Here is a 12,744-nt window from a genome sequence, read left to right on the forward strand (position 1 = left end):
TCGATATGTCCCGAGGCTAACGCCGCCCCCGGACGGCACTCCTACCGGCCCTCCTGCCGGGCCTCGCTCTTGCGGGTGCGAAGCTCCGTCGCGTATCCCGAGCCGACGGCGCACCCGGCGGCGGTGAGGGCGAGGCCCAGGGCGGCGGGATTGACGTACCCCGGCACGTCACCGTTGTCGTAGCTCCCACCGTCGCTGGTCTCGCACACGAACCCGAGCGGGACGAAACTCACCGACCAGTCGACGATCTCGATGCCCTGTTCGTGCCGCTCCCACCAGCCCGGCGTACGGCAGGACTGCGGCGGGGCCGAGTCCGTGCCCCCGTCCTGCGCCGTCATGATCGCGCCGATGACCCCCAGCAGCCCGAGGGCGTAGAAGGCGACCGCGGCGGCACCGGCCAGCGAGGCGAGACTGCGGAGTATCACCGGGAGACCGGATCGCCGTAGGCCACGGTCGGCCAGGCGGCCGAAGCCGTGCCCGGTGAGTGCGACGGCCGTGATCGCCGCGATCACGAAGAACAGCATGCTCAGCCAAGCCATCGCGCCCCCTGGTGTGATCTCCTGAACCGCCGAGTCCAACAGCGCTCGATCTCCACGGCTGTGGCGGAGCCCACAATTCCGGCAACAGGGCGGCCACAGAAGGCAGGCGGCCAGCCAGGGGAGACGGGCCGTCACAGAGAACCGGGGGGCACCTTGAGCCACGTCACCATGTCCGACGGCACCCGCATCGCCTACCGCGACCACCCCGGCCCCGGCGCGCCCCGCACCGCCCTCCTCCTGCACGGCCTCGCCGGCCACATGGGGGAGTGGGACGCCCTGATCCCGCACCTCCTCACCGCCGGCTTCCGCGCGGTGTCGTACGACGCCCGCGCCCACGGCGCCAGCACCCGCCGCCCGTCCGACGTGACCCGCGCGGCCTACGTCGAGGACGCGGCGACCCTGATCGAGGAGCTCGCGCCGGGACCCGTGACCCTCATCGGGCAGTCCCTCGGCGGGCATACGGCGATGCTGCTGGCGTCCGCCCGCCCGGAACTGGTGGACGCGCTGGTCCTCGTCGAGGCGGGCCCCGCCGGCCCGAGTCCGGACGTACCCGCGCGGATCAGGGGATGGCTGGACAGCTGGCCGACGCCGTTCCGGTCCCGCGCCGAGGCCGAGGGCTTCCTCGGTCATGAAGGGTGGGCGAGGGGGCTGGAGGAACGCGCGGACGGCTGGCACCCGCGCTTCGACCGCGACCGCATGGTCGAGTCACTGGCCGAACTGGCCCAGAACGCCTACTGGCGGGAGTGGTCGCGCATCACCTGCCCGACCCTCGTGATCCAGGGCGAGAACGGCACGATGCGTCCGACGGAGGCCGCCGACATGCGGGAGCTGCGCCCGGACACGCGGGTGAAGGTGGTGCCGGGGGCCGGTCACGACGTACATCTGGAAGAGCCGCAACAACTGGCGGAGGCCGTCGAGGAGTTCACAAGGTCGGTGGGATACGACTCGAACCGCCGCTGACGTGCTTGCCGGACGATGACGAGGATCGCGCCATGGATGTCTTCCTGACCACCGAGCGGCTACGGCTGCGCGCCTTCACCGAGGCCGACGCCCACGCCTTGTTCGCGCTGGACAACGACCCGGACGTCATGCGCTACCTGAACGGCGGCAAGCCGACCTCCCTGGAGGCGATCCGCACCCGTTCCCTCCCGCACCTCCTCCACGACTACCCCTGCCTAGGCACCCGCGGCTTCTGGGCCGCCGAGGAGAGGACGACGGGGGTCTTCCTGGGATGGTTCGAGTTCCGGCCGCTGGAGGAACACAGTGCCGAGACCGTGGAGCTGGGCTACCGCCTGAACAAGGCCGCCTGGGGCCGGGGCTATGCCACCGAGGGCTGCCGGGCGCTGATCGACAAGGGGTTCGGCGAGCTGGGCGTGGAGCGGGTCACCGCGAACACCATGACGGTCAACACGGGGTCCCGGCGGGTGATGGAGAAGGCGGGGCTGGGGTTTGTACGGGGGTTCCGCAGTGAGTGGCCGGAGGCGATCGAGGGGTCGGAACACGGGGAGGTCGAGTACGAGTTGAGGCGGGCCGACTGGCGACGGTGAGGCCCGCGTCGGTCAGCTCGTGCGCCGCACGTCCTGGCACTCGACCTCCGGGGAGCCGCCGTACGCCTCGATGGTCGTCCTCGTGCCGGTGGTGGTGCCGGACAGGCACAGCTGGCTGTCCATCAGGCGTAGGTCGAGGGTGAACTCGACAGGGTCGGAGGCGTGCCGGGGGGTGTGGACGCGCTCTTCGATGTAGCCGAGGTCGTGCAGTGTCCCGGCGACCTGCGCGGGTGTCGGGTCGGGGTTCTTCTCGAGGGCCTTGGTGATGCGGTCGACGTGGAGAGGGGCCTCGCACTTCTCCACGGAGCTCAGTTCCGTCTCCTTCTTGGCGTCCTCCGGGTCACGGGGGGCGCTGGTGGGTATCGGGGCGTCGGGCAGGGGCAGCGGCTCCTCGGGCGACGCGGTGCCGCGGAGTTCGCTCTCCTCGGCCAATGCCTCCTCCAACTCCTCCGGCGGAGGTGCGGTCGGGAGATCCGATGGCAAGCACGGCTCGGCGATGTCGAGGAGGAGTTCCATGAACGGGAGGAAATCGGCGCCCTCGGTCTCCGCAGCGTCCTTGGAGGCGGGGGCGGCGGGGGAGGCCGTGCTCCGGTTCTCGGCTCGGACTGCGGCCCGCTCGGACTCCGTGTCGCCCGCCCGCGCTGTCCCGCAGGCGGCAAGTCCCAGCGCACACAGCGCCGCCAGCGCCGTACGGCCGAAAACGCTGTTCTTCCTGGCTGATCCGGTAAGTCGTCGTCTCATGCCCGAAGTCTGTGCCTGATCGACAAGCCGGGCATGAGTACTCCTACTCAAAGCAGGCCGGGGAAAGAGGCGCCTCACTCAGGCGCACCCTGCAACTTTGCAGGCACTCCAGGAAGTCGACATGGATCACGCTGGACAACGACCCGGCGCGGGTGACACGGGCGACACGGACCAGAGCCTGCGCCATCCGGGCATCTCGACGACATGGGGGAACAGCACATGCGTAATCGACTGAAGCTCGGCGCCGTAGCCCTCGCCGCGGCGTTCGGCGCCGTCATCGCCGTGGGATCACCTGCGGCCGCCGACGACGAGTTCTGGACGCGTAGTTGCGGCTCCAAGTACTACGCCTTCTCCGACGAGTACACCTCATGGACCAAGAAGTACTCGGGCGGCGACTGCTCGGGTCACGCCTGGGTCCGTATCAAGGTCAACGGGAAGTGGCAGGGCTGGAAGCATGCCTCCGGAAAGATGACCATCGAGAACAGCGCCGGGAACACCGAGCTGAGCGAGCACAAGGGGTGCGCGGACTGCAAGGTGTACTTACTGATCCCCTGACCGGCCTGACCGGGGGCTGACCGGTACGCGACGGCCGGGGCGATGGGATACCGCACCGGCCGTCCGCGGAACCCGCAGGTGTCAGAGCTGACCGGACTCGGCGATGGTGATCTTCGCCGAGGTCGCGCCGCTGCCCGAGCCGAGCGACTCGATCTTCTTGACGACCGCCATGCTGGCCTCGTCGGCGACCTCGCCGAAGACCACGTGCTTGCCGTCCAGCCAGCCCGTCACGATCGTGGTGATGAAGAACTGCGAGCCGTTGGTGTTCGGGCCCGCGTTGGCCATGGACAGCAGGCCCGGACGGTCGTGCTTGAGCTTGAAGTTCTCGTCGGCGAACTTCTCACCGTAGATGCTCTTGCCACCCGTGCCGTTGCCCCGGGTGAAGTCGCCACCCTGGAGCATGAAGTCCGGGATGACCCGGTGGAAGGACGACCCGGCGAAACCGAAGCCCTTCTCGCCGGTGGCCAGCGCGCGGAAGTTCTCCGCGGTCTTCGGGACGACGTCGTCGAAGAGGTTGAAGTTGATACGGCCGGCGGGCTCGTCGTTGATGGTGATGTCGAAGTAGACCTTGGTTGTCATGGGTCTATCCTGCACCCTCGGGCTTGGGCTGCCGCAAATCGTGGCGTCGGATGCCTTGCGGGGCGGGACCGTCAGTGCCGTCGGCCTGGCGCATGCATTGATAGCGGATCTTGGTACGGGGTGATCACGCGCTGTAGTGCAGAAACGAACTGCGCGTCATCCGGGCGTCCGGCTGGCGTTGCCCGCCATGACGGCGACGCCGGACGCCGCCGACTGGCGCGCGGCCAAACGTGCCGACCGGGACGAACGCGTTCTGATGCACATCGTCGGCCACTTCTACGGCCTTCCCGGCTTCGTGGCAGGCAAGGACACGCTCCGAGACCAGCAGTGACACCAGAAGGCCAGCGCATTGGCGATCAGCCCCTCGGCGTCCTATCCGTAGCAGGCGGAACAGCTGAAGGCCTCGAACCCCTTGCCGTGCGACGCGACTTCGTCCGCGTCGGTGATGTCCACGCCGCTGGACAGGGATGGGGTCCACGTCGATGTCCGTGGTGGTCGGCAGAACTTCTAGGTGAGCGAGGGATCCCGATGTCGCGCAGGAGCTGGACGGTTTCCAGGCCGTAGCCGTGCGTACAGCTCGACGGCCGTAGGGCGAAGCCCATCGTCGCGGCCCGGGGTTGGTGCGGGTCTAGTGCCAGGCGGCCGAAGACGATCAGGTGCCCTGAGACCCCTGGCATCCGGCCTGCGGCGCCCTCGGCCCCTTCCTTGCTGACCCCGTCTCCGACCTTCAGTCCGACACCGACACCCGTGTGGCACGCCTCACGGGCGAGCTCCTCGGCTGCAGCGAGACCCAGGACCTGATCGCGTCCGCCTGGGCCTCCGCATGATCCAGGCTTGTGTCCGCCGCGGAGGACGAGCGCAGCGAGTTGCGTCTGCGGGCGTCGTTGTTGTCGTTGGGGCTCGGATGGCGGTGAGCTGAGTCTGCTGCACTGGTCTGCGGTTTCAGAGTTCGTGCCGCCCGACAGCAGTCGCGAAGTCGGCCCAGGCTATTGACCGGAAGGACAGCAGCGGCCCCGTTGGATGCTTGCTGTCCCGTACGGCGGTTCGGCCGGGCAGCATCGCGGCCTCAACGCACTCGGTCTCGTTCGCCCCGCTGTACGACGACTTGAACCATGCGGTGTCCGGCACAACACCGATACCAGTGGCCATTTCACAACTCCTCACGCGCACGCTTGATCATCGACGACGAAGCGTCGATGTCCAAGGCTTGTGCGCGCAAGTATTCGAACGCAAGCCGGTAACGGTCCAGTTCTTCCTCCTTTTCCATGAAGAGGGAGCCGACATGGAGGTCTACGTACACGACATCGAGGGAGGCCTCGGCTCCGCCGAAGATCACGAAGCTGCCGAGCGCAGCGGCGTGAGCACCCCTGGCGAACGGCAGGATTTGGAGAGTGACATTGGAGGACTCGCCGGCACTCAGCAACTGGCAAAGCTGCTCTCTCATGATCTCGGGTGATCCGACCACGCGACGGATCACCGACTCGTCGAGGATGGCCCACAGGTGCGGCGCGTTGGGGCGTGTCAGGATCTCCTGCCGCTTCATGCGGATGTCGACCAGTCGCTCGATCTCCTCTGGTGAGCGGCGCATCTCATTGGCCTGCTGCAAAGCGGTCGTGTAACTCCTTGTCTGCAGAAGCCCTGGGACGTAGACGCACGAGAAGTGGTTCTCGCGGACAGCTTCGTCTTCGAGCGTGAGCATCAGGTTCATGCTCTCTGGGATGGAGTCAGCGAAGGAGCTCCACCAGCCCTGCTGCTTCACGTCCTTGGCCAGGGCCACAACAGCCCGGCGCTCGGCGTCGCTCACTCCGTACGCCTGGCAGAGCGCATCGACGATGAGCCACTTCACGGGCCCGGTCTGAGTCTCGTAGCGGCTGATCGTCGCCTTGGATACCCCCACGAGTTGCCCGGCCTCTTCCAGCGTCATCCCCTTGTGCACACGCAGTTTGCGCATGACGGCGCCGAGTTGGCGGCGACGGGTTGTGGCTCTCGCGGACATGTTGTCTTCCTCCCCGCTGCGATGCCGCACCACATGCCTGGTGAGCGCCAATCAGGCTAGGTCGAACAGGAGTTGGCGTACTACCAGATTCACCCAACCGGGTTTCGTGAGAAGTTACACGGCGAGACTTCTCGATGCGATACTCGGACTCAGGACGGCTACACAGTGTCGCCGCGTGATCGCGGTGGGCGCGGCACTAGCGTGGCCAGGAGGGAGTTTCGTCATGACCTTGCATGAACGGACTGAACATCGCCTGCGTCTCGTCCTGCCCTTCAAAGCGGAGCCGGCGGAGGTGCGAACGATGCGTCTCGCGGTCCGGGGCGTGCTGGGGCAGTGGGGTGCAGCAGCTGTTGCGGAGGAGGCCGAACTGGCCGTAACCGAGTTGGCTACCAACGTCATCAAGCACGTGGGGGAGGGTGCTGCGGCGACCCTTGTCCTGGAGCCTGGGGGCGACCGGCTTCGGGTCGAGCTCCATGACAAGAGTCGCGCTGTACCGGCACTTGTGTCGGCCGACTGTGACCTGGAGTGCGGACGAGGGCTGCACCTGCTGGCGGCGATGTGCCTGGGATGGGGCACCCTGCTCACAGCCAGCGGCAAGGCGGTGTGGTGCGAGTTGTCCCTGGAACCTACGCGTCGCTGTACGCGGATCCGGCGAGCTGCCACGGTGCTGGACGAGTACCGGCGTGCGGTCGGCGCGTCCTCGGTGGTAGTGCCGAGCTATGCGGTGCTGGAGGAGTCGGTCACGGACGTCATCGCTGATCTGTTGCACTGGCTCGCGGCTCAGGGCGGCGATCCGGATGATGTGCTGGACCGGGCGCAGACGCACTTCGAGGCTGAAGCGGAAGCCGCGTAACAGGCGTCGCCCTGGTGGCCGTATGCCGGCCGGCGGAGGTCAGGCATCGGTGCGGGCGGTCGTCAGTATGGTTTGCGCGTCCGCATACTGATGGCTGTCGTGCAGCGCTGCCACGATGTTCAGTACAGCGTGCACGTCCCGTTCGGAGGCGGCAGTCCGCAAGAGGGTCTCTACCTCTTCCTCTAATCCGGCGGCCCTATAGGCCGCGACGGTCTCCGGGAACTCGCCAGGCGTGACACTGCGGGCCTTGCCCCACAGCAGCAAGTGTGTGTCCCGGGTGCGCCCTGCGGCCTGATGGCGGCGCAGCGCCGTGAGCTCCGCGGCGAGTGGGCCACTAATTTCCGGTGTGAGGTGCCGGTCCCCCTCTTGAGGGGGGACCGGCACCTCTGCGCGTGGCGGCGGCACAGAAATCACATGTCGGCGGCTGCGGTGAAGGCGGATCCGCTTTCGTGCCTGACTGCGAACGACTTGGGGTGCCGGCCGTTGCCTGGCAGTCGTGGTGTTAGTGGCTCCCTCAGGTGAAGACTTCTCTGGCGGGATACTCGGCCCGCGCCGAGCGCAGGCAGGGCAGTACACCGCACGGTTCCGGAGCCCGCGAAGTGTGTCGAGGGAGTGTGCCTCGCGCGCACCCCTCTGCCGTACGTCCTCCGAGATAACGTTGAAGATCCGTGTCAGGACGTCCTCCTCCGGGAGGCGCGAGCCGTTCAGATAGCCGGAGAACGTGGTTGGCGCTATCCCGGCCGCTGCAGCGACCTGCTGCTGGGTCAGGGCTGTCGAGTCCTTCGCCTCACGCAGTGCGATGACGAACTCCCGGATTCCGGAGGAACGTTCACTCCGGATTTCCTTCCACCTCTGCGTTCTGCCGGTCACATCAGCCCTCTCGGATGGTGAGCGAAGTCCCCCACTCTTGATTGTGGGTGACGCCTTGTCAGCGGCGACAGGTTCCGTGGCGGATGTGACTTACGCGCATCCCGCGAAGATCCTGTGGGACTGGATTTCAGGTGCTGCCGAGGGTGACAGTGGAGCATCGCTCGGATGGGCTTCGGAGTTGCTCGTGGTCTGTTTCGAAGCGGTCTCAGAGGATCTGGCGTAAGGGGAACGTTGATGGATCTTCCGTCGTGGCAGGACACCAAGCTCGGCACGATGAAGCGCGCGGCGCTTTGGCTCGTGACCGTGGTCGGCGAGGGGAACGTCTTCACCAAGGAGGACGTCAAGGAGCTGTTTCCGGGTGTCAGCCAGGCCGATCGCCGTGTGCGGGATCTGCGCGATCACGGCTGGCAGATTGACACGAACCGTGAGGATGCTTCCCTCGGCCAGCACGAGCAGCGTTTCGTCAAGCAGGGCGCTCCGGTGTGGGAGCCGGGCAAGGGTTCCGTGCCCGGGACGTCGATCACGCAGACCCGGCGTCGTGAAGTCCTGGCGAGGGACGGGCACTTCTGTCGGTCGTGCGGGATCGCCCCCGGCGAGATCTACGCCGGCACGTATGAATCCGCGCAGCTGGACATCGCGCGCCGGGTGGTGAGGAAGGCGGATGGCTCTGAGGACGTCGAGCTCGTCGCCGAGTGCAATCGGTGCCGCGTCGGGGGGCGCGGGAAGACGGTCGACTTCGGGGAGCTGCTTGCCGACGTCGAGGGTCTCAGTGGCATGGAGCGCAGGATGCTCACGGACTGGATCGACCAGGACAAGCGTGAGTTCAGCAGGGTGGAACTCATCTGGGCCGATTTCCGCACGCTCCCCGAGGAGTCGAGGGCGAGGATTCGCAAGGTCCTTGAGCCGGACGACTGAGGCTCAAACCGCCGTACATCCCGAGGAGGCCGGACCTCATGTCGGCCTTCTCGCTGAGACCTGACCATCACGTTTCGCAGGAGAACACTTCCATGAGCAAGGACTTCGGCCGGCCGCCGCTGGCGCAGGAAAACCAGACACTGGTTGAGCAGCGTCTGAAGGAGGCCGCCGGCGGCGGTATCCGGGAGACGCTGACTGTGGAGTGGCGTAGCAAGCCGATGCACGTCGAGGTCATCGACATGCCGGTGGACTCGCTCTACTACAACCCGGGAACGCACCGTATCCGGGCTCAGCGCAGCCATGATCCGGGGCTGGATCTGCAGCTGGACGAGGACCCGTGGATCCCGGAGAGCCAGGCGTACCTGGACTTTCTCCTCAAGGCACTGCCGGCTGACCCGTCGAAGCCGGATCCGGAGTTCGAGAACCTCCTGGAGAGCTTGCGCGAGTACCGGCAGAACGAGCCCGGTCTCATCACGCGGGACGGCGTCCTTGTCAACGGCAACACCCGCAGGGCAGCGCTGAAGAAGCTTGGCGTTAAGAATATCCGGGTCGGTGTGCTGCCGGAATCATGCACATGGGACGACATCAGTGCGGTCGAGCTCTCGCTGCAACTTCGGCCTGACCAACGTCGTGACTACTCGTACATCAACCGTCTGCTCGCTGTTGAGGAGCAGCATCTGCTCGGACGTACCCTGGCCGACATCGCCCGGGACTTTCGCATCCGGACGTCCACGTGTGAGCAGGATCTGTGGATCCTCTCGTGCCTGCGTGACCTTATTGAACGCTCGAAGGATGGGGATGCCCAGCTTCGGCTCCTGGACTTCGAACAGCATCAGGAGAAGCTTCGGGAACTCCACCGCCGATATGCCAAGGAGGTGGACGGAAACAGGGACAACGCCGAGCTGATCAAGGAGACGAGGCTTACCGCGATCGTTCTGGGATTCTCGAAGACTGACGTTCGTCTCATCGAGTCGGACTTCAGGGCGCGATACCTGGACCAGAAGCTTCCCGAGACGCTGAAGGCCGAACCGGCAGCAGCGGCTGCCGTCGCCATTCCGGGGCTCAACCGGACGGTCAAATCCGCTGCTCCTAAGGTTGTCCAGGCAAAGATGCTGACGGACGCCGTCTTGAAGGCCAAGGCTGTGGAGGCTGCCGAGGACGGGAAGCTCACTGAGCGCGGAGCAGCGGCTACCAGGGCGTTCTCCGCAGCGCAGGAGGCAGTGGAGAACGCGTTGGAGCCCGCGGGTAAAGACGCTCGAGTCCGCAAGCGGAAGCAGGCCGCCCCGGACCGGATCACTGATGCCTGCCAGGATCTCAGGCAGTGCATCACGGACCTGACACTCGCCAAGGCATCCGGCAGCTTGGATGAGGAGGCTTTCGACGAGGCTGTGCTCGTACTCCGGGAGACCCTGACGGATCTAGCCGTGGCGACGCTGCGGAGCATCAAGGCCCCTGGCGATGGGGTCTCCTGGCTCTTGAGTGCGGTTGGTCGGGAGAACCAGTGACCGTAATCGAGGAACCGTCTCTGCGGGTTGCCTTTGACGTCACCCGTACCCGGGCTGTCCTGCGGGCAGCCCGGGGTTACGAAGACGATTTCGCCAAGGTGGCCTTGCGCTTTCCATCTGGCGGGCAGCGCACCTCGCTGTCCGTGGAGGTCGACCTCGACGATTTTCTGACGGGCCTGGAAGCGCTGGCCGCCTGGCCGCACGCGGATACGGTCGAGTGGGAGACCGACCTGATTACGCTGGTCGGTGGTGTGCTCGACGACGCTGATCGCGCGGAGGAGCTGCTCAACAACCCACAGACCGCCAGTCTTGTCGCTCCGGACGAAGTGGATGAACAGCTCGGCCAGGAGTGGTGTGCCGATCTCACGGATTTCCAGCGACGGGACATCGCCCAGTTGCTCTCCATGCAGCACGGCGCGAACTTCTCTGTGCCGGGAGCCGGTAAGACACGCGTAGGCCTGGCTGTGTTCGCAGCGATGCGGACGAGGGGTGAAGCGCGGCGGCTTCTCGTAGTCAGCCCCAAGTCGGCCTACGAATCCTGGCGTTATGAGAGCGAGGTGTGCTTCAAGGAACCTCTCACTGTGCGGGTTATGGACGGCGTCCCGGACCCGGGCACCGATGTGCTCATTGTCAACTATGAGCGCCTCGATCGTTCCCTTCCCGCGCTCGCCTCCTGGCTCCGTACGGCCCCGACCGTGATCATTCTTGATGAGGCACATCGGATGAAACTAGGTTCCCAGGGCATCTATGGAAGCGCCTGCATGGCTCTCGGGCCCTTGGCTCAGCGGCGCCTCATCCTCACCGGAACGCCGGCCCCGAACGGAGCACGTGACCTGGAGAATCTGCTCTCCTTCGTCTGGCCTGGTCATGGGCGGCGCGTGGTCACGCAGGCTGTCGCCGGCGGGAATCTGGCCTACGCCAGCAGCGTGCTTCGTCCGATGTTCACGCGTACCACCAAGAACGAACTCGGGCTGCCCCCATTCGAGACGCGCATCCGGTACGTCGAATTGCCCTCCCTCCACCGCGAGTTGTACGACGCACTGATCGGAAACTTCACCTCGCGGGCCGAGGCGGGACGCTCTGACTTTGACGCGCTGGGCAAGGCGATGCTTCGCCTGCTGATGGCTGCCACTAGCCCGGCACTTCTGCTGGAAGGGGAGAGCCGGTACGCACCTCTTTCCTATCAGGTCCCCCCGCTGGCCATTCCGGAGACCGATTCGCTGTACTCCCTGATGCAGCAACTACCGAGCTATGAGCTCTCGCCCAAGTACAAGGAGGCGCTGAGCATCGTGGCTGAGAACGCCGAGTCGGGCCGGAAGACCCTGGTCTGGTCGACGTTCGTGCGCAGTCTGACCACCATGGAGAGGCTCTTCGCCGCCTATCAGCCTGCCGTGGTCCACGGAGGTACCCCGGACCGGGAGGAACAGATCCGGCGGTTCCGCGAGGACCCGGACTGCCACGTCTTGTTGTCGAACCCAGCCACCCTTGGCGAGGGCATCAGCCTTCACCAGGTCTGCCATGATGCCGTTTACGTGGACCGCGACTTCATGGCGGGCCGGTTCCTGCAGAGCCTCGACCGCATCCACCGCCTGGGGCTGGCTCCCGGCACGCAGACGCGCGTCACGGTGCTCGCTGCCGAAGCCACGATTGATGAGCTTGTGGCTCTTCGGCTGGAGGAGAAGCTCGAATTCATGGGGCAGATCCTGGATGACCCGTCCGTACAGCAGCTCGCGGATCTTCAAGAGGAGCCCGCCCTTGCGGCAGGTATGGACATGGCCGATGTTCGCGCTCTGCTCAGGCACCTTGATGACCACAGCACCCGGTGAGGGGACGCGTCGAGCGGCGCGGCGCTGGCTGGAACACCTCCACGTAGCCGACATTCCGCGCTTACGTTCACTTTTCAGCCATCACCCGGACTACTCGGACCTCACTCCGGTCCAGTACGCGGATGGCCTTGCCTGGCTGCTCAGGCAGGGGCTCGTAGCGTCGAACGGCCGACCGCTGGTCAGGGTCGGTGTGCATGAACGCCGGGACAGGACGGCCACGTTCAATATCGCCGAAGTCCAGTGGACCCCGGCTGCTGAAGCCGCACGCAGAGAGACGGGAACAGCGGGCGAGCAGGCCGTTATCCGTCTGCTGGAGCTGAGCGGTGCGGCAGACGTCGTTCACATGGCTGCGCTGTCCGACGCGTACGGCTATGACGTTCGCGCGGTATCGAGGCGAGGAGCCGTCGGCCACATTGAGGTGAAGGCAACAACTGATCCCACCAGGCTTAGGGTTCACCTCACGCGACATGAGTACGAAGTGATGCGCCGGGATCCCGACTGGCTACTTACTGCGGTACTGATCGGTGCGCAGGGCGACGCTCTGAATGTGGTGACAGTCAGCCGGGACTGGCTGAGCCTGGCCGCACCTGAAGACATTGATCGGCATGCTCGGTGGGAGTCGGCGTGTTTCATCGTCCCGGATCACGTACTGGAGCGTGGCGTCGTGTGTGCGGACGGCCGTCGGCTTGTCTCGGATGCTGTTGCTCCCTTCATGCCCGTCTGGGGGTTGAGTGAGGGGCTGCCAAAGGTCCGGCCCGTCGCATTCTGAGCCGCCGCGCAAGGGGCGGAGTGATCTGCTGAGCTCGCTCTGACCAGAG

At 66.0% G+C, this 12,744-nt stretch carries 15 protein-coding genes and 2 pseudogenes; 10 read left to right on the top strand and 7 right to left on the bottom strand.

Annotated elements, in window-relative coordinates:
• Window positions 1-41: 41 nt before the first annotated feature.
• Window positions 42-539, bottom strand: a complete 498-nt coding sequence (locus ACIOHP_RS23225) for a hypothetical protein (RefSeq protein WP_401890315.1) — start codon at window positions 537-539, stop codon at window positions 42-44.
• 168 nt (window positions 540-707) lie between these two features.
• Here ACIOHP_RS23225 and ACIOHP_RS23230 point away from each other — a divergent pair, with 168 nt between their 5' ends.
• Together ACIOHP_RS23230 and ACIOHP_RS23235 are read left to right on the top strand one after the other, a co-directional pair.
• Window positions 708-1,499 carry an alpha/beta fold hydrolase gene (locus ACIOHP_RS23230; RefSeq protein ID WP_401890318.1) on the top strand — a complete coding sequence of 264 codons (792 nt, stop codon included), beginning with the start codon at window positions 708-710 and terminating at the stop codon, window positions 1,497-1,499.
• Window positions 1,500-1,531: 32 nt separating this feature from the next.
• Entirely contained in the window at window positions 1,532-2,086 is a 555-nt protein-coding gene (locus tag ACIOHP_RS23235; protein ID WP_401890320.1) for a GNAT family N-acetyltransferase, read from the top strand.
• Window positions 2,087-2,098: 12 nt separating this feature from the next.
• On the opposite strand, the gene ACIOHP_RS23240 is transcribed toward ACIOHP_RS23235, so the two are convergent.
• Window positions 2,099-2,827, bottom strand: coding sequence for a hypothetical protein (locus ACIOHP_RS23240; RefSeq protein WP_401890323.1), 729 nt, complete (start codon window positions 2,825-2,827; stop codon window positions 2,099-2,101).
• Window positions 2,828-3,046: 219 nt separating this feature from the next.
• Between ACIOHP_RS23240 and ACIOHP_RS23245 the strand changes: the two genes are divergently transcribed.
• Entirely contained in the window at window positions 3,047-3,382 is a 336-nt protein-coding gene (locus tag ACIOHP_RS23245; RefSeq protein WP_401890325.1) for a hypothetical protein, read from the top strand.
• Window positions 3,383-3,463: 81 nt separating this feature from the next.
• Here the strand turns inward: ACIOHP_RS23245 and ACIOHP_RS23250 are convergent, their stop codons facing one another.
• Window positions 3,464-3,961 (bottom strand): peptidylprolyl isomerase, encoded by a 498-nt coding sequence (locus tag ACIOHP_RS23250; RefSeq protein WP_401890328.1) that lies wholly within the window; start codon window positions 3,959-3,961, stop codon window positions 3,464-3,466.
• A 187-nt stretch (window positions 3,962-4,148) separates the two neighbouring features.
• On the opposite strand from ACIOHP_RS23250, the gene ACIOHP_RS23255 reads away from it, so the two are divergent.
• Window positions 4,149-4,292, top strand: a complete 144-nt coding sequence (locus ACIOHP_RS23255; protein ID WP_401890330.1) for a hypothetical protein — start codon at window positions 4,149-4,151, stop codon at window positions 4,290-4,292.
• Window positions 4,293-4,629: 337 nt separating this feature from the next.
• Window positions 4,630-4,860 (top strand): annotated as a pseudogene (locus tag ACIOHP_RS23260) (DUF445 domain-containing protein); the annotation flags it as partial.
• A gap of 43 nt (window positions 4,861-4,903) precedes the next feature.
• On the opposite strand, the gene ACIOHP_RS23265 reads toward ACIOHP_RS23260, so the two are convergent.
• The gene (locus tag ACIOHP_RS23265; protein WP_401890333.1) at window positions 4,904-5,110 is read right to left on the bottom strand and encodes a DUF397 domain-containing protein; all 207 of its coding nucleotides are present in this window, start codon (window positions 5,108-5,110) and stop codon (window positions 4,904-4,906) included.
• A 1-nt stretch (window position 5,111) separates the two neighbouring features.
• Window positions 5,112-5,957 carry a helix-turn-helix domain-containing protein gene (locus tag ACIOHP_RS23270; RefSeq protein ID WP_401890336.1) on the bottom strand — a complete coding sequence of 282 codons (846 nt, stop codon included), beginning with the start codon at window positions 5,955-5,957 and terminating at the stop codon, window positions 5,112-5,114.
• A gap of 223 nt (window positions 5,958-6,180) precedes the next feature.
• On the opposite strand from ACIOHP_RS23270, the gene ACIOHP_RS23275 reads away from it, so the two are divergent.
• Window positions 6,181-6,810, top strand: a complete 630-nt coding sequence (locus tag ACIOHP_RS23275) for an ATP-binding protein (protein WP_401890339.1) — start codon at window positions 6,181-6,183, stop codon at window positions 6,808-6,810.
• A gap of 39 nt (window positions 6,811-6,849) precedes the next feature.
• Here the strand turns inward: ACIOHP_RS23275 and ACIOHP_RS23280 are convergent, their stop codons facing one another.
• Window positions 6,850-7,074, bottom strand: a complete 225-nt coding sequence (locus ACIOHP_RS23280; protein ID WP_401890852.1) for a hypothetical protein — start codon at window positions 7,072-7,074, stop codon at window positions 6,850-6,852.
• Between the two features lie 405 nt (window positions 7,075-7,479).
• Window positions 7,480-7,680 (bottom strand): annotated as a pseudogene (locus tag ACIOHP_RS23285) (helix-turn-helix domain-containing protein); the annotation flags it as partial.
• A 234-nt stretch (window positions 7,681-7,914) separates the two neighbouring features.
• Between ACIOHP_RS23285 and ACIOHP_RS23290 the strand changes: the two are divergent.
• The 4 genes from ACIOHP_RS23290 (at window position 7,915) to ACIOHP_RS23305 (ending at window position 12,695) form a co-directional block, all read left to right on the top strand.
• Window positions 7,915-8,595 (top strand): hypothetical protein, encoded by a 681-nt coding sequence (locus ACIOHP_RS23290; protein ID WP_401890824.1) that lies wholly within the window; start codon window positions 7,915-7,917, stop codon window positions 8,593-8,595.
• Between the two features lie 92 nt (window positions 8,596-8,687).
• Window positions 8,688-10,100, top strand: a complete 1,413-nt coding sequence (locus ACIOHP_RS23295) for a transcriptional regulator (protein WP_401890342.1) — start codon at window positions 8,688-8,690, stop codon at window positions 10,098-10,100.
• On the top strand, window positions 10,097-11,926 hold the full coding sequence (locus tag ACIOHP_RS23300; RefSeq protein ID WP_401890345.1) for a DEAD/DEAH box helicase: 1,830 nt from the start codon (window positions 10,097-10,099) through the stop codon (window positions 11,924-11,926). Before ACIOHP_RS23295 ends, ACIOHP_RS23300 begins: the two co-directional genes overlap by 4 nt.
• Entirely contained in the window at window positions 11,907-12,695 is a 789-nt protein-coding gene (locus ACIOHP_RS23305) for a protein NO VEIN domain-containing protein (RefSeq protein ID WP_401890348.1), read from the top strand. The genes ACIOHP_RS23300 and ACIOHP_RS23305 overlap by 20 nt, the downstream gene beginning before the upstream one ends.
• The last annotated feature ends 49 nt before the right edge of the window (window positions 12,696-12,744 follow it).

The sequence above is a fragment of the Streptomyces sp. NPDC087859 genome, assembly GCF_044742595.1.
In the GTDB taxonomy this organism is placed as follows: Bacteria; Actinomycetota; Actinomycetes; order Streptomycetales; family Streptomycetaceae; genus Streptomyces; species Streptomyces canus_F.

Coding starts and splice junctions, on each gene's coding strand:
- ACIOHP_RS23290 (WP_401890824.1), top strand. CDS start 7,915: ATGGATCTTCCGTCGTGGCAGGACACCAAGCTCGGCACGATGAAGCGC.
- ACIOHP_RS23225 (WP_401890315.1), bottom strand. CDS start 539: ATGGCTTGGCTGAGCATGCTGTTCTTCGTGATCGCGGCGATCACGGCC.
- ACIOHP_RS23295 (WP_401890342.1), top strand. CDS start 8,688: ATGAGCAAGGACTTCGGCCGGCCGCCGCTGGCGCAGGAAAACCAGACA.
- ACIOHP_RS23250 (WP_401890328.1), bottom strand. CDS start 3,961: ATGACAACCAAGGTCTACTTCGACATCACCATCAACGACGAGCCCGCC.
- ACIOHP_RS23245 (WP_401890325.1), top strand. CDS start 3,047: ATGCGTAATCGACTGAAGCTCGGCGCCGTAGCCCTCGCCGCGGCGTTC.
- ACIOHP_RS23240 (WP_401890323.1), bottom strand. CDS start 2,827: ATGAGACGACGACTTACCGGATCAGCCAGGAAGAACAGCGTTTTCGGC.
- ACIOHP_RS23235 (WP_401890320.1), top strand. CDS start 1,532: ATGGATGTCTTCCTGACCACCGAGCGGCTACGGCTGCGCGCCTTCACC.
- ACIOHP_RS23255 (WP_401890330.1), top strand. CDS start 4,149: ATGACGGCGACGCCGGACGCCGCCGACTGGCGCGCGGCCAAACGTGCC.
- ACIOHP_RS23275 (WP_401890339.1), top strand. CDS start 6,181: ATGACCTTGCATGAACGGACTGAACATCGCCTGCGTCTCGTCCTGCCC.
- ACIOHP_RS23305 (WP_401890348.1), top strand. CDS start 11,907: ATGACCACAGCACCCGGTGAGGGGACGCGTCGAGCGGCGCGGCGCTGG.
- ACIOHP_RS23265 (WP_401890333.1), bottom strand. CDS start 5,110: ATGGCCACTGGTATCGGTGTTGTGCCGGACACCGCATGGTTCAAGTCG.
- ACIOHP_RS23270 (WP_401890336.1), bottom strand. CDS start 5,957: ATGTCCGCGAGAGCCACAACCCGTCGCCGCCAACTCGGCGCCGTCATG.
- ACIOHP_RS23230 (WP_401890318.1), top strand. CDS start 708: ATGTCCGACGGCACCCGCATCGCCTACCGCGACCACCCCGGCCCCGGC.